General features: G+C 70.9%; 19 protein-coding genes and 1 riboswitch. Of the genes, 9 read left to right on the forward strand and 10 right to left on the reverse strand.

All coding sequences use genetic code 11. The features are described 5' to 3' along the window. Positions 1-9 precede the first annotated feature (9 nt). The gene (locus tag ACWEPL_RS05100; protein ID WP_452435257.1) at positions 10-1,578 is read left to right on the forward strand and encodes a DUF885 domain-containing protein; all 1,569 of its coding nucleotides are present in this window, start codon (positions 10-12) and stop codon (positions 1,576-1,578) included. Here ACWEPL_RS05100 and ACWEPL_RS05105 read toward each other — a convergent pair. Continuing rightward, complete coding sequence (locus tag ACWEPL_RS05105) at positions 1,573-2,208, reverse strand: class II aldolase/adducin family protein (protein WP_350728193.1); 636 nt, start codon at positions 2,206-2,208, stop codon at positions 1,573-1,575. The genes ACWEPL_RS05100 and ACWEPL_RS05105 overlap by 6 nt on opposite strands. A gap of 40 nt (positions 2,209-2,248) precedes the next feature. After that, positions 2,249-2,833 carry a TetR/AcrR family transcriptional regulator gene (locus ACWEPL_RS05110; RefSeq protein ID WP_452435258.1) on the reverse strand — a complete coding sequence of 195 codons (585 nt, stop codon included), beginning with the start codon at positions 2,831-2,833 and terminating at the stop codon, positions 2,249-2,251. Between the two features lie 46 nt (positions 2,834-2,879). Between ACWEPL_RS05110 and ACWEPL_RS05115 the strand changes: the two genes are divergently transcribed. Both ACWEPL_RS05115 and ACWEPL_RS05120 read left to right on the forward strand, forming a co-directional pair. Then, a complete protein-coding gene (locus tag ACWEPL_RS05115) occupies positions 2,880-3,797 on the forward strand; it encodes a carbohydrate kinase family protein (protein ID WP_363981701.1) in 918 nt (305 codons plus the stop codon). Next, a complete protein-coding gene (locus ACWEPL_RS05120) occupies positions 3,794-5,008 on the forward strand; it encodes an aminotransferase class III-fold pyridoxal phosphate-dependent enzyme (protein ID WP_319719253.1) in 1,215 nt (404 codons plus the stop codon). The genes ACWEPL_RS05115 and ACWEPL_RS05120 overlap by 4 nt, the downstream gene beginning before the upstream one ends. On the opposite strand, the gene ACWEPL_RS05125 is transcribed toward ACWEPL_RS05120, so the two are convergent. From ACWEPL_RS05125 to ACWEPL_RS05140, 4 genes are all read right to left on the reverse strand, one after another. After that, positions 5,005-5,850, reverse strand: a complete 846-nt coding sequence (locus ACWEPL_RS05125; RefSeq protein ID WP_363981695.1) for an alpha/beta fold hydrolase — start codon at positions 5,848-5,850, stop codon at positions 5,005-5,007. The two genes, ACWEPL_RS05120 and ACWEPL_RS05125, sit on opposite strands and share 4 nt — an antisense overlap. A gap of 38 nt (positions 5,851-5,888) precedes the next feature. Further along, positions 5,889-6,581, reverse strand: a complete 693-nt coding sequence (locus ACWEPL_RS05130) for a hypothetical protein (RefSeq protein ID WP_452435259.1) — start codon at positions 6,579-6,581, stop codon at positions 5,889-5,891. 184 nt (positions 6,582-6,765) lie between these two features. After that, positions 6,766-6,901, reverse strand: a riboswitch (cyclic di-AMP (ydaO/yuaA leader). A gap of 166 nt (positions 6,902-7,067) precedes the next feature. Beyond that, entirely contained in the window at positions 7,068-7,268 is a 201-nt protein-coding gene (locus ACWEPL_RS05135) for a DUF5302 domain-containing protein (protein ID WP_449959743.1), read from the reverse strand. A 48-nt stretch (positions 7,269-7,316) separates the two neighbouring features. Continuing rightward, positions 7,317-8,765, reverse strand: coding sequence for an MDR family MFS transporter (locus ACWEPL_RS05140; RefSeq protein WP_452435260.1), 1,449 nt, complete (start codon positions 8,763-8,765; stop codon positions 7,317-7,319). 56 nt (positions 8,766-8,821) lie between these two features. Here ACWEPL_RS05140 and ACWEPL_RS05145 point away from each other — a divergent pair, with 56 nt between their 5' ends. The 3 genes from ACWEPL_RS05145 to ACWEPL_RS05155 all read left to right on the forward strand — a co-directional run bounded on the left by ACWEPL_RS05145 (position 8,822) and on the right by ACWEPL_RS05155 (position 10,895). Then, complete coding sequence (locus ACWEPL_RS05145) at positions 8,822-9,316, forward strand: PadR family transcriptional regulator (RefSeq protein WP_363981688.1); 495 nt, start codon at positions 8,822-8,824, stop codon at positions 9,314-9,316. A 110-nt stretch (positions 9,317-9,426) separates the two neighbouring features. Beyond that, positions 9,427-10,395 carry a rod shape-determining protein gene (locus tag ACWEPL_RS05150; protein ID WP_452435261.1) on the forward strand — a complete coding sequence of 323 codons (969 nt, stop codon included), beginning with the start codon at positions 9,427-9,429 and terminating at the stop codon, positions 10,393-10,395. Between the two features lie 89 nt (positions 10,396-10,484). Beyond that, a complete protein-coding gene (locus ACWEPL_RS05155) occupies positions 10,485-10,895 on the forward strand; it encodes a hypothetical protein (protein WP_452435262.1) in 411 nt (136 codons plus the stop codon). 37 nt (positions 10,896-10,932) lie between these two features. Here ACWEPL_RS05155 and ACWEPL_RS05160 read toward each other — a convergent pair whose 3' ends face one another. Genes ACWEPL_RS05160 through ACWEPL_RS05175 form a run of 4 tightly spaced genes read right to left on the reverse strand, consistent with a single transcriptional unit; the run spans position 10,933 to position 14,499 of the window. Next, a complete protein-coding gene (locus tag ACWEPL_RS05160; protein WP_363981679.1) occupies positions 10,933-12,153 on the reverse strand; it encodes an ABC transporter permease in 1,221 nt (406 codons plus the stop codon). After that, positions 12,153-12,848, reverse strand: coding sequence for an ABC transporter ATP-binding protein (locus ACWEPL_RS05165; protein ID WP_452435263.1), 696 nt, complete (start codon positions 12,846-12,848; stop codon positions 12,153-12,155). The genes ACWEPL_RS05160 and ACWEPL_RS05165 overlap by 1 nt, the downstream gene beginning before the upstream one ends. Continuing rightward, complete coding sequence (locus ACWEPL_RS05170) at positions 12,845-13,978, reverse strand: efflux RND transporter periplasmic adaptor subunit (protein ID WP_452435264.1); 1,134 nt, start codon at positions 13,976-13,978, stop codon at positions 12,845-12,847. The genes ACWEPL_RS05165 and ACWEPL_RS05170 overlap by 4 nt, the downstream gene beginning before the upstream one ends. Then, on the reverse strand, positions 13,978-14,499 hold the full coding sequence (locus tag ACWEPL_RS05175; RefSeq protein WP_449968076.1) for a hypothetical protein: 522 nt from the start codon (positions 14,497-14,499) through the stop codon (positions 13,978-13,980). Before ACWEPL_RS05175 ends, ACWEPL_RS05170 begins: the two co-directional genes overlap by 1 nt. A 156-nt stretch (positions 14,500-14,655) precedes the next feature. Here ACWEPL_RS05175 and ACWEPL_RS05180 point away from each other — a divergent pair, with 156 nt between their 5' ends. From ACWEPL_RS05180 to ACWEPL_RS05190, 3 genes are read left to right on the forward strand one after another with little or no spacing between them, the layout of a single operon-like run. Further along, positions 14,656-15,312: a response regulator transcription factor gene (locus ACWEPL_RS05180; protein ID WP_350728207.1), complete on the forward strand. Its 657-nt coding sequence runs from the start codon at positions 14,656-14,658 to the stop codon at positions 15,310-15,312. Positions 15,313-15,353: 41 nt separating this feature from the next. Beyond that, positions 15,354-16,673: a sensor histidine kinase gene (locus tag ACWEPL_RS05185; RefSeq protein ID WP_452435265.1), complete on the forward strand. Its 1,320-nt coding sequence runs from the start codon at positions 15,354-15,356 to the stop codon at positions 16,671-16,673. A 19-nt stretch (positions 16,674-16,692) separates the two neighbouring features. Continuing rightward, complete coding sequence (locus ACWEPL_RS05190) at positions 16,693-17,049, forward strand: arsenate reductase family protein (protein ID WP_452435266.1); 357 nt, start codon at positions 16,693-16,695, stop codon at positions 17,047-17,049. Positions 17,050-17,099 lie beyond the last annotated feature (50 nt).

Here is a 17,099-nt window from a genome sequence, read left to right on the forward strand (position 1 = left end):
GGTGCATTGGTGGACGAGTTTCTCAAGTGGTACTTTTCCGACCGTCCCGTCGTGGCCAGCTTACTGGGGGCCGACGGTTATGATCACACCCTCGGCGACTTCACGGCCTCCGGCTGGACCGCCCGCGAGCGGGAAGAGGCCCGCTGGCTCGACCGCCTCTCCTCCCTCCAAACGGCCACCCTTGACGACGCCATCGACAGAGATCTGGTCCTCTCCCAGCTGAGAGGCTCGACCGCGCTCGCCTCCTGGCCCGAGTGGCGGCGTGACCCGGCCGTCTACCTGTCCGCGATCTTCTCCTCCATGTACACGCCGTTCCAGCGACGCCTCAAGCCGGAGCCCGAGCTGGTGTCCTCGGCCGTCTCCCGCCTGGCCGAGGTGCCCGGCGTGCTGGCCGCCTGCCGCGCCAACCTCGACCCCGAGCTGGCCGCCCCGCTGCTGATCAAGCGCGGGCTCGGCCAGGCCCGCACCGGCCGCAACTTCCTCACGCGTACGATCCCGTCCATGGTCGAGGACCCCGACCTGGCCGCCAGGCTGGCCGAGGCCGCCGAACCGGCCGCGCGGGCGTTCGACGAGCTGGTCGCCTTCCTCGAGGGCTTCGAGTGCGGCGGCACCTGGCGGATGGGCGAGAAGCTCTACTCCACACTGCTGCGCGAACGCGAGATGCTCGGCTACGGCGCCGCCGAGCTGCACGAGAAGGGCAAGGCCGCCTGGGCCGAGCTGGACGCGCGGATGCGCCAGGTGGCGCTGCGGGTCAACGGCGGCGAGGACTGGCGGGCGGCGATGGAGTTCCTCATGGACGACCATCCGCCGACCCTGGCCGACATGCGGGCCGAGTACGCGGCCGAGACCCAGCGGGCCAGGGAGTTCGTGCGGGAGCGGGACCTGGTCACGTTCGCCGACGGCGAGGAGTGCGACGTGCTCCCGTCCGCCGAGTACACCCGTCCGGTGCTGTCCGTCGCCCACTACCTGGCGCCGCCCCCGCTGAGCGCCTCGCGCAAGGGCGTCTTCTTCGTCCCCTACACGCCCGACGACTTCACCCCCGAGCAGGTACGCCAGCGCCTCCGTACGAACTCGCGGGCCCAGATGCCCTCGATCGCCGTGCACGAGGGCTACCCGGGACATCACTGGCACCTGTCGTACATGGCGGGCAACCCCCGTACTGCCAGGAAGGTCTTCCGAACCCCGTACTTCACCGAGGGCTGGGCCCTGTACGTGGAGAAGCTCCTGCACGAGCAGGGCTACTTCGACACCCCCGCCACCGAGCTGGCCCACCTGGACTGCCGGATCTTCCGCGCCGCCAGGATCGTCGTGGACACCGCGCTGCACTGCGAGGACATGTCGATCGAGGAGGCGGAGACGTTCATGGCGACCAGGGCGTCGCTGTCGCCGGGCACCGCTCAGGGCGAGGTGAACCGCTACTGCGCGTGGCCCACGCAGGCGCCCTCCTACCTCACGGGCGCGATCGAGATCGACCGCATCCGGGAGTCGTTCCAGGGGTCGCTGAAGGAGTTCCACGACCGGATCGCCGGGTCGGGCGGGCTGCCGCTGGGCCTGGCGGAGCAGGCGGCGCTCTCATAGGCGACGAGGGAACGTCGGGGGGTTCAGCGCGCGCTCGATCACCGCGTTGAGCTGCTCGTTCGTGAGGACGGCCGGCTTGCCCACGCTGAGCCCCCGGACGTAGACCTCGCACAGCCACTCCAGCAGCCGGGTGGCCTCGAACGCCTCCTCCAGCGTCGCCCCGACGGTCACCCCGCCGTGGTTGGCCATCAGGGCGGCCTTCTTGCCCTCCATCGCCGCCCGGACGTTGGCGGCCAGCTCGGGCGTGCCGTAGGTGGCGTACTCGGCCACCTTGACCACGCCGCCGAGCAGCAGCGCGTTGTAGTGCACGGGCGGCAGCTCGGTCATCGTGGTGGCCACGATCGTGCCGAACACCGAGTGCGTGTGCACGATGGCCTTGGCGTCCGTGGTCGCGTAGACGGCCAGGTGCATGGGGGTCTCGCTGGACGGCTGCAGGTCGCCCTCGACGAGGTAGCCCTCGACGTCCACGACCGGGCACATCTCCGGGGTCAGCCGGTCGAGCGCCGCCCCCGAGGGGGTGACCGCGACCAGATCCCCCTCGCGCACGCTCAGGTTGCCGGACGTGCCGATGACCAGGCCGAGCTCGACCGCGCGCCGGCCGTACTCGCACAACTGCTCGCGCAGGCTCATGCGCGGCAAATGTAGTCGGTCGTCCGAAATACATCAACGGTCACAAACGATCCAGCGCCTGGAGCATGAGGCGCTCGACGTCGACGCGCTTGAGCCGGCCCGGGTAGAGGAGCAGGTGCAGGCTGAGGCCGTCGACCAGGGCGAGCAGGTGCTCGGTGAGGTCGTCCAGGTTGTCGTCGGTGCGCAGCTCGCCGGCCGCACGGGCCTGAGCCAGCAGGTCGCGTACGGCGGCGCGCAGCTCGTCCGCCTCCGTGCGCTGGACCTCGGCCAGGCGCTCCGAGGCCAGGCTGCGGCTCCAGAAGCTGACCTCCAGTCGCGACTCCTGGGTGCGCTCGGCGTCCAGCGGCAGGTTGTCCAGCAGCAGCTCGCGCAGCGCGGCCAGCCCGGCCGCGCCCTCGACCTTGCGGGTCAGCCGGTCGCGGATGCGCTGGTGCGACTGGCGCAGCGCCGACAGCAGGATCTCGTCCTTGTCGGCGAAGTAGTGGGCGAGCACGCCGTTGGAGTATCCGGCCTCCTTGGCGATGGCCCGCGTGGTGGCGGCGTCGATGCCGTCCCTGACGATCACCCGGCGGGCGGCTGACAGGACCTCGCGCCGGCGCTCGTCGTGATCGACGATCTTGGGCATCGGCTCCTCCATTGACTTTTTATTCGGACGTCTGTCTATTTAGACTATGACCGTCGCCACCGTCGGCGTCCACATCGTCGACATTCTCGCCAGGCCCATCGATCACATCCCCGAGGGCCAGGACACCGTACTGGTGGAGCAGATCCGCCTCACCGCCGCCGGCGCCGCCGCCGGGACCGCCGTCGACCTGGTCAAGCTGGGCAACCCCGTGATCACCATGGGAGCCGCCGGCGACGACGAGCTGGGTGACTTCCTGGTGGCGGTGCTCGCCAAGCGCGGCGTCGACGTCTCGCGCCTCGTGCGCAGGGCGGGCGAGCAGACGGCTGCGTCGATCCTGCCCATCAGGCCCGACGGCGGGCGGCCCAGCTTCCACGTGCCGGGGGCCAACCTCAGCGTGACGTACGCGGACCTCGACCCCGACGTGCTGCGCGGCGTGCGGGCGATCCACCTGGGCGGGATGGACGTCACCTTCGGCCTCGGCGACCCGGCGTTCTTCGCCCTCCTGGACGAGGTACGCGCGTCCGGCACCGTCATCACCATGGACCTCCTTTCGGAGATGCCCGACTTATTGGGAATGGCCCGCGCTTTCCTGCCGCACGTGGACTACGTGCTGCCGAACGAGTCGCAGGCCCTCCTCATGACCGGCGCCTCCGACGTCGGCGAGGCCGCCCGGGCCCTGCTGGCCGATGGCCCGCGCGGCGTGCTCGTCACGCTGGGGGCCGCGGGCAGCCTGGTGGTCACTGCGGAGGGCGCGGAGACGGTGCCCGCACTCAAGGTGGACGTCTCGGACACGACCGGCTGCGGGGACGCGTACTGCGCGGGGTTCCTGACAGGCCTCCTGCACGGGCAGGACGTGCTGACCGCGGCTCGCTGGGGCACGGCCGCCGCCGCCCGCGTCGCCACCGGGCTCGGCTCGGACGCCGGCCTCATCGATCTCGACTCGACTCTAAGGACTCTCGGATGACCGACGCAGAACTCCGTCAGCGCGCACTGAAGGTCGTCCCCGGCGGCATGTACGGCCACCTCAACGCCGCCCTCTTCGCCCCCGGCTTCCCGCAGTTCTTCGAACGCGGCGAGGGCTGCCGCCAGTGGGACGTGGACGGTCGCGAGTACATCGACTTCATGTGCAGCTGGGGCCCGGTCGTGCTCGGCCACCGCCACCCGCGCGTGGAGGAGGCCGCCGCCCGGCAGGCCGCGCTCGGCGACTGCCTCAACGGCCCCGGCCCGATCATGGTGGAGCTGGCCGAGCTGCTGGTGGACACCGTGCCCAGCGCCGACTGGGCGATGTTCTCCAAGAACGGCACCGACGCCACCACGCAGGCGCTCATGGTCGCCCGCGCCGCCACCGGCCGGACCAAGGTGCTGATGGCGCACGGCGCCTACCATGGGGCGGACCCCTGGTGCACTCCCTCCCTGGCGGGCACGACGCCCAACGAGCGGGCCGACCTGGTGGAGTTCACGTACAACTCACTCGAGTCCTTGGAGGCCGCGGCGGCGACCGTGGAGGGCGACGTGGCGGCGATCATCGTGACGCCGTTCAAGCACGACTCGTTCGAGGACCAGGAGCTGGTGGAGCCCGCCTTCGCGCGGGGCGCCCGCGCCCTGGCCGACCGGCTCGGGGCCGCGCTGGTGATCGACGACGTGCGGGCCGGGTTCCGGGTCGATCTGCGGGGTTCCTGGGAGCCGTACGGGGTGCGGCCCGACCTGACCGCCTGGTCGAAGGCCATGGCGAACGGCTACCCGATCGCCGCCGTCACCGGCACGGACGCGCTGCGCGGACCGGCGCAGACGCTGTACTCGACGGGGTCGTTCTGGTTCTCGGCGGTCGCCATGGCGGCGGCCAAGGCGACCATCGAGACGCTGCGCGACACGGACGGCATCGGCGCCATGGAACGCGCGGGCACGCAGCTCCGCGAAGGGCTTTACGCGCAGGCCAAGTCCCACGGGTTCGTGGTGAACCAGACGGGACCCGTCACGATCCCGTGGCTCAGCTTCGACGGGGACGCCGACCTCTCCGTCGCGATGTGGTGGAGCGACGCCTGCCTGCGGCACGGGGTCTACCTGCACCCGTGGCACAACTGGTTCATGTCGGCCGCGCACACGGAGGCCGACGTGGCCAGGGCGCTGGAGGGCACGGACCAGGCGTTCGCGGAGACCCGTGCCCACTTCGGCTAGGGAGCGGTGAGCTTGCTGATCTCGGCCACGACGGACGGCCAGAGCGGGCGCGGCAGGTCGTGGCCCATGCCCGGGTAGGTCACCAGCCGGGCGCCCGGGACGGCCGCGGCCGTGGCCTGGCCGCCCGCGACCGGGACGAGCTGGTCCGCCTCCCCGTGCAGCACCAGCGTGGGCACCCGCACCCCGGCGAGCCCTGCCGTGCGGTCGCCCGAGGCCATGATGGCGGCGAGCTGCCGGGCCGTCCCGCCGGGGTCGAAGCAGCGGTCGAACGCGAGTCCGGCCAGCAGGGTGATCCGCTCGCGGTCCAGCTCGTATCCGGGCGAGCCGATGACCGACCAGGTCAGCACCGCCTGGGCCTGGACCGCTTCGCGGTCGGCGGGGGGCGCGGCCATGAGGGTGGCGAGCGCGGCCTCGGTGGGCGGGGCCGCCGAGGGGCCGGGGGTGGACATGATCGAGGTCAGGGTCAGCACCCGGTCCGGGTGGCGGATGGCCAGCGCCTGGGCGATCATGCCGCCCATCGACGCTCCGACCACGTGGGCGGCCGGCCAGCCCAGCGCGTCCATGAGTCCCGCCGAGTCGTCGGCCAGGTCGTCCAGCAGATACGGCGAGGGCGCCCCCATCGCGGGAACGCCCTTGTCGTGGAAGTGTGTGGAGAGACCGGCGTCGCGGTTGTCGAACCGTACGACGTGGTGTCCCTGGTCCGCCAGCAGCGCGCAGAGCCCTTCATCCCAGTGGATGAGCTGCGCGCCGAGCCCCATGATGAGGAGCAGGGGGCGCCCCTCGTGCGAGCCGAAGCTCTCGTAGGCGATTTCGATGCCGTTCGCGGCTACGCGGGTGGTCACGAGGACCAGAATGACATTCTGGTCCAGGTCCGTAAAGTTCAGCCCTTGAGAAGATTGCGAACGCGGTCGCTGGCGAGCACCACGCCGCCGCCCACCGCGGCCACGGCGCTGGCGACGACGGCGCCCGTGCTGGCGCTCCACTCTCCGGCCTCGCGCGCCGGCGCCGGCACGGCCGCACCGGCCGCCGGGGGCTCGGCCGGGTTGTTGTCACGCTCGGACCAGGCGCCGGTCGAGAACGGGACCGGGTAGTTCTTCTTGCCGGGACCGTTGCCCCACTTGGTGATGACGTAGTCGACCTTGATGTGCCCCTGGCCGCCGACACCGTCGACGCCGAGCGTCTCCATGTTGAACGAGCCGCCGGTCAGCTCCGCGAACGTCTTACCGTCCAGGTCGAGCATGACGCCGTTGTTGGAGGGCACGCCCGGGCCGCGGTCGCCGACGAAGAAGGGCAGCTTCTTGCCGTCGTGAATCACGTATCCCTCGGTCATGAGCGGCCAGCTCGGGCTGGCGGCCAGACCTTTCTGCATGGGCTTGCCACTGGCGGGCAGACCGGTGTCCCCGGCGCGGCCGGAGGAGTCGTCCCAGAAGTACGAAGCGGTGGTCGAGCCCTTGAGCAGGACCTTCTCGTCCGTGTTGGAGTCGGCGTGGGCCGCGGTGCCGGCGATGGTGAGCGCGCCGACGGTGGAGGCGGTGAGCAGAGCGAGGGTACGCAAACCAGAACGTGCAGACATGAAAGTACAGTCCTTCGCGAGGGGGCAGGGGGATTGCGCTCGCTGAAAAAGGGCGTAGCAGGGCAAAGCACCTGACAGGGGGAAAGCTACGCGGAGCGCGAAACGAGCCTGGAGAAGGGACCGCTCAGAGGGCGGCCGTCATCACGCCGTATGGGTGTTCTACGTGATCATTCAAGTTCTGCATATGTCCTCTCCATCTCGCCTACCGGGTTAGCTGACGGGTTCGGGCGGTGGAGTTGCCCTACCGACACAAGGTCGGATTCACCCCAGGGAGGTGGGTCCCCGGCTCCCGAGTGATCGGGATTAGGCGCCAGCCGGCTGGTTCCCTTGTGTGGTCCACGCCACCGGCTGGTAAGTGGGCATCACTCTAACCACGTATTCCGGACAAACACAAACAGTTCGTCATGAATCGGTGTAAAGATCTACCTGCCTCCGGCATAGAGAAAGGGGGCACGGCATGGCCGTACCCCCTTGAAATTCCCGGCCTCAGCCGCCGCTCTTGCGCCTGAACGATCTTTTACTCGCAGCCGGACCGTGCGTCCCGTGGATCTTCGATGGGTCGCCGCCCTTGCCACCCGCGCCCGAGTCCGCGTGCTGGTTACGCTTGCGCTCCAGCGCCTCGCGGAACTTGCGCTTCATCTCGTCCTCGGGAGTCTCGCTGACTTCCGGCTCCGGTGTTTCCGCCATGAGGACCTCCATGGTGTTGGGGACTATCACAGCTTCGCATGGCGCCGCTTATGACGCGAAACTGGCCTCAACCCTGTTCTGCGGCGTGGCGGGCACCTCCAGCCGCCTGGCCGGCATCGCCACCAGCGCGATCAGGGCGAGCAGCGCCCCCGCCACCCCCAGCGACGGGATGACCGCCGCCGCGGCGGAGGCGTGCGCGGCGGCCAGGCCGTGCACGGGCGCCTCCGCCGTGACCGTCGAGGTGTAGAGGGTGCCGCCGACGGCCAGCGCCACGGAGCCGCCGATCTGGCGGAAGAAGGTCAGGTTCGCGGAGGCGACGCCGATGTACTGCGACTCGACGGACTGCTGGGAGGCCACGGTCAGGCCGGACAGCATCGGGCCCATGCCCAGCCCGATCAGCAGCATCCAGCCGGCCAGCAGCAGCCCGTCGGTGTGCGCGGTCAGGTTCAGGCAGAGCAGGGTGCCCGCGACGAGCAGGAACGGGGAGGCGACCAGCCACGGCTTGTAGACCCTGGTCCTGGACATGAGCGCGCCCATGACGACGCTGCCCAGGACCATGGCCAGCGTCATCGGGTAGATCCTCAGCCCGGACTCGGTCGCGCTGACGCCGAGGGACTGCTGGAAGTAACGCGGCAGGAACACCACGCCGGCGTACATGCAGAAGGCCGTGAAGAAGGACGTGACGTTCACGAGCGTGTAGGTGCGGTTGCCGAACAGGTGCATGGGCATGATCGGGCTGGCCGCCCGCCTCTCGACCAGCACGAACACCGCCAGCAACGCGGCCGCGAGCACGATCGGCCCGGCCACGGCGGCGTCGGTCCAGGTGTTGCCGTCCAGGCCCTTCTCCGTCAGGCCCAGCAGCAGCGCGCTGATGGCCACGGTGAAGACCGCGATGCCCGCGTAGTCGGGGCGCCCGCCGCCGCCCACGCCCGGCCGGTTCGGCAGGCGGCGCGCGACGATCGCGATCAGCACGAGGCCGATCGGCACGTTCACGTAGAAGGCCCACCGCCAGGTCGCGTGGTCGGTGAACAACCCGCCCAGGAACGGCCCGGCCAGGTACGTCAGGCCCATCACGCCGCCAAGCGCGCCCTGCACGCGGGCGCCGTTCGTACCCGGAGGGAACATCTCCATCACCAACGCCATCGACAGCGGCAGCAGCGCGCCCGCGCCGAGCCCCTGCAGCGCGCGGAACGCGATGAGCTGCGGCATGTCCTGCGCCGCCCCGCACAGCGCGGACCCGGCCACGAACACCACCATCCCGATCAGCAGCAGCGCCTTCCTGCCGTGCTGGTCGGAGAGCCGGCCGTAGAGCGGCACGGTCACCGTCGAGGTGAGCAGGTACGCCGTCACCACCCAGACGTAGAGCGTCGTGCCGCCCAGCTCGGCCGTGATCCGTGGTAACGCGGTGCCGACGATCGTCTGGTCGAGCATCGCCAGGAACATCCCGCCGAGCACCGCGAGCAAAAGGAGCCCTTGAGGCTTCATGTCATCATTCACATGTGAAGAGTGATATGTAAGTCCTGACATGTCAAGTCTTCGATATGCTGGCGCGCATGTCCCTTCGGATCGCGCTTCTCGGGCTGCTGGAGGCCGTGGGCCCGGCGAGCGGGTATGACCTGGCCAAGAAGTTCGAGCACTCGCTCAACCACGTGTGGCAGGCCGGGCACACGCAGATCTATCCCGAGCTGGTGAAGATGGCGGCCGACGGCCTGGTGGCGGCCTCGTCGGAGGGCGCGAGGGGGCGCAAGATCTACACGATCACCCCCGAGGGGGCGCGGGAGCTGCACACGTGGCTGGTGGAGCACGAGCCCGTCTTCGTCGTACGCAACGAGACCGCGCTGCAGGCGTTCCTGCTGCCGCTGCTCTCCACGGAGGAGGCGATCGCGGTGGTCGAGCGGATCAAGGCCGGGTACGAGGCACGGCTGGTGGTCCTCGACTGCCAGCCCGCGGAGGGGACCGGCCACTACGCGCTCCGGCTCGGGCTGGCCCAGGTCCGCACCGGCATCGAGTGGGCCGAGGAGACCCTGGCCGCCCTCAGGAGCCGCTGAGCCCGCCCGCTCAGGTAAAGGGGAACCACTCCGTTCCTGGTGTTGCGTTGGAGCGGCCCAGGAAATAGACCCGGCATGCCCGCCACGATCGCCGCGTCCGCAGTCGCGTCATGAGTCTCCTCGGCCGCGACCTGGCGATGGACCTCGGGGGCTCCCGCACGCGGATCTACGTCAGGGGCAAGGGCATCGTGCTCGACGAGCCCTCCGCGGTGACGATCGACGGCCGTACCGGCAAGATCATCGGGTACGGCGCGGACGCGACGGGCGAGGAGATCTGCTGGCCGGTCAGCGGCGGCCTGCCGGCCGACGGCGACCTCACCCTGCGGATGGTCAAGCACTTCCTGAGCAAGGTGCACCGGCGCCCGCTCGCCAGGCCCCGCCTGATCATGGCGCTGCCCGACGGCTCCACGCCGATCGAGCGGGCCACGCTGCGCGACGTGGCGTACGAGGCGGAGGCCAGGCAGATCCGGCTGATCCCGCACTCGCTCGCGGCGGCGCTCGGCGCGGGCCTGCCGGTCCGCGACTACGTGGGCGGCATGGTGATCGACATCGGGCGCGACTCGGCCCGGATCGCCGTGCTCTCCGGCGGGGAGGCCGTGGCCACGACGGCGGTCCCGGGCGGCGGCCGGGCCGTGGACCGGGCCATCGCCCGCCTGGTCGAGCACGAGCACGGCCGCACGATCGACGAACGCGAGGCGGAGGCGGCCAAACACCACGCCGGCGCCGACGGGAATCCCGTTACCGTACGCGCCAGAGACCCCGAAACCGGTCAGGAGCACGACGTGCGGCTGCCCGCGGAGCGGATCCGGGAGGCGGCCGGTCCGGCGATCGAGTCCATCGTGTGGGCGGCGATGGAGACCGTCGAGCGCTGCCCCGCCGAGCTGACCGGCGACCTCGGGGATCGCGGCGCGGTGCTGGTGGGGGGCGGCGCGCTGCTCGCAGGGCTCGCGCAGCGGCTGCGGGAGTCCCTGGGCATGCCGGTACGGCGGGCGGAACGGCCGCTGGAGTGCGTGGCGCTCGGCCTCGGCACCTGCGTGGACGACCTGGGACTGCGTGCCCGGCTCCGCCGGCGCCGTTGATCATTCTGTTTTCGCTTTTTTGGTGGAGGGCCCCGGACGATCTCGGATATGGTCCGATCGTGCGCGCCTGCCGTCACGGCTTATCCGCGGTGCTTCTCTGCGTCGCGGCGATGACGGCCTGCACGGCGGCGGCCGAGCTGCCCACACTCGAAGACGCCGCCCGGCAGCTCGATTCCGACGGCGGCGCCCTGCTCAGCTCCGCCGGCCTCCGGCTGTCGACCGAGTCGCCGGTGGACGACGACTCGTGCGTGCCGGGGCAGGTGCGGCGGTACTTCCGCGCCGAGAGCGACCTCGCCTCCGCCTCCTCGGGGCTGCTGGATCGGCTCCAGGAGATGGGGTACGACAAGGTGGTCGACGACCTGGACCTGCGGGATGGGGATCAGGACGTCTCCGTCCTGCGCAATCCCGAGACACGGCTGACGTTCGAGCTGACCGTGCTCTCCGGCGACCGGCCCGGCGTCCGGGTCATCGGCAAGACCACCTGCTACGCCACCGACTGACACCACCCGGCCCCTTGGATCCGCCGCCGGGAGGGCCTCAGGGGGTGGACAGGGCCTCGGTCGGGGAGAGGCGGGAGGCGCGGATGGCGGGGTAGAGGCCGGCCGCGGCGCCGATGGCCAGGGTGGCGGCGAGGCCGCCGACGGTGGCCCAGGCCGGGACCACGGAGGGCCAGCCGCTGTACAGCGCGTAGCCCATCGTGACACCCGTCCCCAGCAGGATCCCCCCTCCCCCGCCAAGCGCCGACAGAAGCAGCGACTCCGCCAGGAACTGGGTGCGGATCTGCCCCCGGGTGGCCCCGAGCGAGCGGCGGAGGCCGATTTCGGCGCGGCGTTCCAGCACCGAGATGACCATCGTGTTGGCCACCCCCACCCCGCCCACGAGCAGGGCCACCGCGCCCACCCCCAGCAGGAGGTTGGCGAACGCCTGGCTGGTCGCCTGCTTGGCGGCCAGGGCGTCGGACGGACGGGAGACGTCCACCTCGTTGGGCGCCTCCGGGTTGGCGGTGCCGGCCAGCACCTGGCGTACGGCCTCCAGCTTGGACTCCTCCGAACGGGTGTAGAGCGTGGTCGGGTGCCCGTCGAAGCCCAGCCTGGACTCCGCCACCGGCCAGCCCACCAGGACGCCGCTGTCCAGTTCGGTGGCGAGCGCCACCGGGTTCATGACCCCGACGACTGCGAAGCGGACGCCGCCGATCACGACCTGCGTGTCAGCCCCGATCGAGCCCACGCCGAGCCGCTGGGCCGCGGAGGAGCCGAGCACGGCGGCCGGGTAGCGTTCGGTGGCGGCGTTGAGCCAGGTCCCGCTCCGCAGCGTCGCGCCGACGGTGGCGGGCAGGTCGAGGCGGGCCGCGTACGTGGTCATTCCGCCGGTCTGGGCCTCGGGGATCTCCTCCGACCGGTAGACCTTGGCCTCGCTGATGCGCCCGATCGACGAGGCCGCCTGGACGGGACCGATCCGTTCGATCATCGCCTCCGCGTCCTTCGGCATCTGCGCGGCCTCGCCCATGAGCGTGGTTCCGGACGAGACCGTGAGCAGGTTGGTGCCGAGCGCGGAGAGCGTACGGTCCAGCTCGGCGCCCGACGAGGACGACAGCCCGACCACGCTGACCATGGCCGCGATGCCGATGGCGATGCCGAGCGCCGACAGGAAGGCCCGCAGCGGTCTCGTACGCAGGCCGACCGCCCCGACGCGCATCACGTCGCGGGGCCGCATCCTGGCCGGGGACAACTTCGGCCGGGGCGCTTCCACGACGGCCATCACACCGCCTCCAGCGGGACCCGCGCGCTGTCGGAGATGATCCGGCCGTCGCGCATCCGCACCTGCCTGGGCAGGCTGGCGGCGATCTCCCGGTCGTGCGTGATGATCACGATGGTGGTGCCGCTCGCGTTCAGCTCGTGCAACAACTCCATCACCCCCGTACCCGACACCGAGTCCAGGGCCCCGGTCGGTTCGTCGGCCAGGAGCAGCGGCGGTTCGCCCGCCACCGCCCTGGCGATGGCCACGCGCTGCCGTTCGCCGCCGGACAGCTCGTGCGGCTCGTGGTCCATCCGGTGCCCGAGCCCGACCCGTTCGAGCGCCTTGGCCGCGCGGCGCCGCCGCTCCGACCGGCTCAGGCCGGTGTAGACCAAGCCGTCGGCCACGTTGTCCAGCGCCGGGACCTTCGCGGCGAGATGGAACGACTGGAACACGAACCCGATCGTGGTGGCCCGCAGCGCCGACAACTGGTTGTCGGAGAGCTTGGAGACGTCGTACCCGTCGATGTGGATGGTCCCGGAGGTGGGCCGGTCGAGGGTGCCGACGACGTTGAGCATCGTCGACTTGCCCGAGCCGGACGGCCCGACGATGGCGATCAGCTCGCCGTGCTCGATGCGCAGCGACACCTCCCGCAGCGCCGCCACGCCGCCGGGGTACGTCCTGGACACGTCCGTCAGCGCGATCATGGGGTACGTCATTTCGGCATCCCCACGGTCATGCCCTCGGTGAGCCCGTCACCGCTGACCTCGACCCGTCCCCCGGCGAACAGCCCCGTCTCGATCTTGATGTAGCGGGACCTGCCCCCCTCGACGATCTCCAGGCCGTAGCCGCCCTCCTGCAGCGCCACCAGCGCCGCGACCGGCACGGTCAGCACGTTCTTGCGCTGGGAGGCCGTGAACGTCACGTCCACCGCCGCCTTGTCCAACCCCTTGGCGGACTTGGACTCGCCGATCGAGACGAGCGCCTCGACCCGGGTCTCCGGCTCGGCGTTCTGGCCCTCGCCCGGCTTGACGACCGTGGCCACCTCGGTGACCTTGCCCCGTACGTTCTTGCCGTCCGGCAGCGTGACCTCGACCTTGGCGCCCTTCTTGGCCATCCGCTGGTCCTCGGCCTCCAGCTCGACCGTGACCACCTTGGACGTGCCCGTATAGGTCAGGATTTTCTGTCCCGGCGTGGCCGGCTGGCCCTCCTCGGACTCCAGGCTCTCCACCCGTACCTTGCCGGGGGCGAAGACGACCCGGCCCAGCTCGACCACGCCCGTCTCGTCCAGGCCGCGGTCCTCCTGCCACTCCTTGACCGCCTCGGCGGTGTCGTAGGTGTACTCGTCGTCGACCGTGAAACCGTCGTAGCCGAGCTTCTTGAGGTTGCGCTCCAGGTTCTCGACGTCCTTGCCCTCCACGCCGACCTTGAGGTCGCGGTAGGCGGGCGTGTCGCCGTACAGGAGCATGACCGGCTGGTTGTCCACCCGGTACAGCGACCGGCCGCGGGTGACCTGGGCTCCGCTGTCGGGCAGCCAGGTGATCGTGCCGAGCTTCCTGCTCATCGCCGTGGTCACCGGGCCGTAGCCGAGCTCGCCGTCGGCGTCCCTGGTGTCGTTCAGGGTCTGCCTGGTCACCGCGGTGGTGGCCGGGGGCAGGGCGGTGGCCGACCGGGTGGGGCCGGCGCCGCCCTTCAGCAGGCCGGCGCTGTTGATCGCCACGAACCCGCCGCCCGCGGCGACCAGCGCGATCAGGAGCCCGGCGACCACCTTGCCCCGGCCGCGCCGGCGGCGCGGCCGGGAGGGCGGGGAGCCGGGCTCCGCCTTCCCGTCGATGGTGGCCATCCCCATCACATGCCTCCCATGCCCGCCTCAGAGAGCTCCTTCTCGCACTTCTGCTGGGCGGACTTGAAATCGGGGTCCTGGCCGACCTCGGCGTTGATGCGCACCATGCCGCCCTCGGGGTCGGGGTAGGACTCGACGCCGTTGTCACGCATGCACTGGGCGACCTTGCGCAGCGCCTCGGCCCGCTGGGGGTCGATCTTGCCGCCCTCCCCGCCCATCTTCGGCGCGTACTGCTTGCACGCCTCCTGGGCGGCCTCGACCTTCTCCTGCGGGACGCTGCCGTCGAACTTCATCATGATGCCCTTGCCGGGCTCGGGGTCAGGGACCTCCACTCCGTTCTCGCGCATGCACTGGGCGAATTTGAGACCGCGCTCCTGCGGGTCCTCGCTGGGCTTCGCGCTGGCCGCGGCCTGGGTGCCGGTGCCGGACACCGACGCCACGTCGGAGCCGCCGCCTCCGCCCGAGCCGCAGGCGGCCAGGGTCAGGGTGAGCGCCAGGGCCATCGCGCTGAGGGCTGGTCCTCGCATGGGTGTTCTCCTCCGTCGTATGAACGTGGTTCGAGGAGAGATGCAATAGGGGCCGCTGTTTCCTCAGCGTTTCCGTCCGCTGTTTGTTCTGCGGCTTATTTTGAGCAAATGCCGTCTACGCCACACTCGGCTCCGTAAGCAGAAGAAAGGTGCACGATGCGGGTGCTGGTGGTGGAGGACGAGCCGCTGCTCGCCGACGCGATCGCCGAGTGGCTGCGCGAGGAGACGCACGCGGTCGATCTGGCGCGCGACGGTGCGGCGGCGCTGGAACGGATCGCGGTCAACGAATACGACGTGGTCGTACTGGACCGCGACCTGCCGCGCGTGCACGGCGACGACGTGTGCCGGGAGCTCGTCGCGTCCGAGCGCGACGCGCGGGTGCTGATGCTGACCGCCGCCGTCCAGCTCGACGACCGGGTCACGGGGCTGTCCCTGGGGGCCGACGACTATCTGTCGAAGCCGTTCGCGTTCCCCGAGCTGGCCGCGCGGGTCCTGGCACTGGGGCGGCGCTCGCGGCCGGCCGTGCCGCCAGTGCTGCGCAGGGCCGGGATCACGCTGGACCCGGCGCGCAGGGAGGTCTTCAGGAACGGGCGGTTCGTCCCGTTGTCGAAGAAGGAGTTCGCCGTACTGACGGAGCTGATGCGGGCGAACGGCACCGTGGTCTCGGCCGAGCTGCTGCTGGAGAAGGCGTGGGACGAGCACGCCGACCCGTTCACGGGCGCGGTCCGGCTCACCATCCTCAAGCTGCGCCGCAAGCTCGCCGACCCGCCGGTGGTGGAGACCGTGCCGGGGGTCGGGTACCGGATCCCATGAGCTTCCCTCGCATGAGCTTCCCTCGCATGAGCTTCCCTCGCATGAGCTTCCTGAGGCGGCTCGTACGGCCGCGGCCCACGCTGCGGCTGCGGCTCACCCTGTTGTTCGGCGCCCTGTTCATGCTCGCGGGGCTGACCCTGCTCGGCGTCACCTATCTGCTGTTCAACCAGCAGCTGACGAACTCGTTCGAGAGCCGGTTCATCGCTCCGCCGGGCAAGTCGAAGCAGCTGTTCTTCGTCCAGGACGGCGTCGAGCTCTCCGGCGAGGCGGCGTACGAGTGGATGCGGCAGCAGGAGCTGACGCTGCGCGGCGCGGCCATCACGTCGCTCCTCACGCAGGGTCTGATCGCGCTGGTCGTGGTCGGCGCCGTGGCCGTCTGGCTCGGCTGGGTGGTCGCCGGACGGGTGCTGGCCCGGCTGCACCGGGTCACCGAGACGGCGCGCAGGATCGCCGCCGCGCCCATGGCCGAGCGCGGGCTGCACGAGCGGATCGCGCTGGCGGGGCCGGACGACGACGTCAAGACGCTCGCCGACACGTTCGACACCATGGTGGAGCGGCTGGACCAGTCCTTCGACGGGCAACGCAGGTTCGTGGCGAACGCCTCCCACGAGCTGCGCACGCCGCTGACGCTGAACCGGGCGCTGGTCGAGCTGGCCATGCACCGCCGTACGGCCTCGGCGGAGATCAAGGAGCTGGGCGAGAGCCTGCTGGAGATCAACGCCCGCCACGAGCGGCTCATCTCCGGGCTGTTGCTGCTGGCCAGGTCGGAGCAGGAGATCACGGACCGCTCCCCGGTGGACCTGGCCGACGTCGTGACGCACGTGGTCAGGCAGACCGCCGCGGACGCCCACGACTCCAAGGTCACCGTGCACGAGGTCACCGCGCAGGCGCCCACCGTCGGGGACGCCCTGCTGCTGGAACGGCTGGTGCACAACCTGGTCGAGAACGGCATCCGGCACAACCTGGACGACGGGACCGGGTGGGTGCGGGTGGTGAGCCGGGTCGTGTCCGGCGGCCCGGGGGGGTCGGGGGGCTCGGGCGGCCCGGGCGGGTCGGGCGGGTCGGGCGGCTCAGCCGGATCGGGCGGGTTGGGCGGCTCAGGCGGCTTCGGCGGCTCGGGCGGGAGAGCCGAGGTCGAGGTCAGCAACACCGGGCCGGACGTGCCGCCATACGAGATTCCGCAGCTCTTCAAGCCGTTCCACCGGCACGGGGCCGAGCGCGTGATCACGGCCAGGAGCGCGGGGCTGGGGCTGTCGATCGTACGGTCGGTGGCAGTGGCGCACGGCGGGGACGTCCGGGCGGAGCCCAGGGAGGGCGGCGGCCTGGTCGTGACCGCGTCGCTGCCGCTCGCCTTCCATTAGCTCTGTACTGTCGGGTGTCATGGAGATCTGGATCAATCCGGCGTGCTCGAAGTGCCGCTCCGCGCTGTCCATCCTGGACGCCGAGGCCGCCGAATACACCGTGCGCCGCTACCTTGAGGACCCGCCCGACGAGGCCGAGATCCGCGCGGTCCTGGCCCGGCTGGGCCTCGAACCGTGGGACGTCACCAGGACCGGCGAGGCGCGGGCGGCCGAACTCGGCATGGCCACCTGGCCGCGCGACGCGGACACCCGTGACCGGTGGATCAGGGCGCTGGCGGAGAACCCGATCCTGATCCAGCGACCGATCATCACGGCCGACGACGGAACAACGGTGGTCGCCCGGTCCGAGGACGCCGTCCGCTCCATACTCCCCTGACCGTCCCCAACGGCTCACCACCGAACACGGCCAGAGAGCTACGGCTCACC

This window comes from Nonomuraea sp. NPDC004186 (assembly GCF_053603495.1).

Coding starts and splice junctions, on each gene's coding strand:
- ACWEPL_RS05160 (WP_363981679.1), bottom strand. CDS start 12,153: ATGGCCGTCGTGGAAGCGCCCCGGCCGAAGTTGTCCCCGGCCAGGATG.
- ACWEPL_RS05185 (WP_452435265.1), top strand. CDS start 15,354: ATGAGCTTCCTGAGGCGGCTCGTACGGCCGCGGCCCACGCTGCGGCTG.
- ACWEPL_RS05175 (WP_449968076.1), bottom strand. CDS start 14,499: ATGCGAGGACCAGCCCTCAGCGCGATGGCCCTGGCGCTCACCCTGACC.
- ACWEPL_RS05150 (WP_452435261.1), top strand. CDS start 9,427: ATGAGTCTCCTCGGCCGCGACCTGGCGATGGACCTCGGGGGCTCCCGC.
- ACWEPL_RS05180 (WP_350728207.1), top strand. CDS start 14,656: ATGCGGGTGCTGGTGGTGGAGGACGAGCCGCTGCTCGCCGACGCGATC.
- ACWEPL_RS05190 (WP_452435266.1), top strand. CDS start 16,693: ATGGAGATCTGGATCAATCCGGCGTGCTCGAAGTGCCGCTCCGCGCTG.
- ACWEPL_RS05110 (WP_452435258.1), bottom strand. CDS start 2,833: ATGCCCAAGATCGTCGATCACGACGAGCGCCGGCGCGAGGTCCTGTCA.
- ACWEPL_RS05130 (WP_452435259.1), bottom strand. CDS start 6,581: ATGTCTGCACGTTCTGGTTTGCGTACCCTCGCTCTGCTCACCGCCTCC.
- ACWEPL_RS05115 (WP_363981701.1), top strand. CDS start 2,880: ATGACCGTCGCCACCGTCGGCGTCCACATCGTCGACATTCTCGCCAGG.
- ACWEPL_RS05105 (WP_350728193.1), bottom strand. CDS start 2,208: ATGAGCCTGCGCGAGCAGTTGTGCGAGTACGGCCGGCGCGCGGTCGAG.
- ACWEPL_RS05165 (WP_452435263.1), bottom strand. CDS start 12,848: ATGACGTACCCCATGATCGCGCTGACGGACGTGTCCAGGACGTACCCC.
- ACWEPL_RS05120 (WP_319719253.1), top strand. CDS start 3,794: ATGACCGACGCAGAACTCCGTCAGCGCGCACTGAAGGTCGTCCCCGGC.
- ACWEPL_RS05170 (WP_452435264.1), bottom strand. CDS start 13,978: ATGGGGATGGCCACCATCGACGGGAAGGCGGAGCCCGGCTCCCCGCCC.
- ACWEPL_RS05145 (WP_363981688.1), top strand. CDS start 8,822: ATGTCCCTTCGGATCGCGCTTCTCGGGCTGCTGGAGGCCGTGGGCCCG.
- ACWEPL_RS05135 (WP_449959743.1), bottom strand. CDS start 7,268: ATGGCGGAAACACCGGAGCCGGAAGTCAGCGAGACTCCCGAGGACGAG.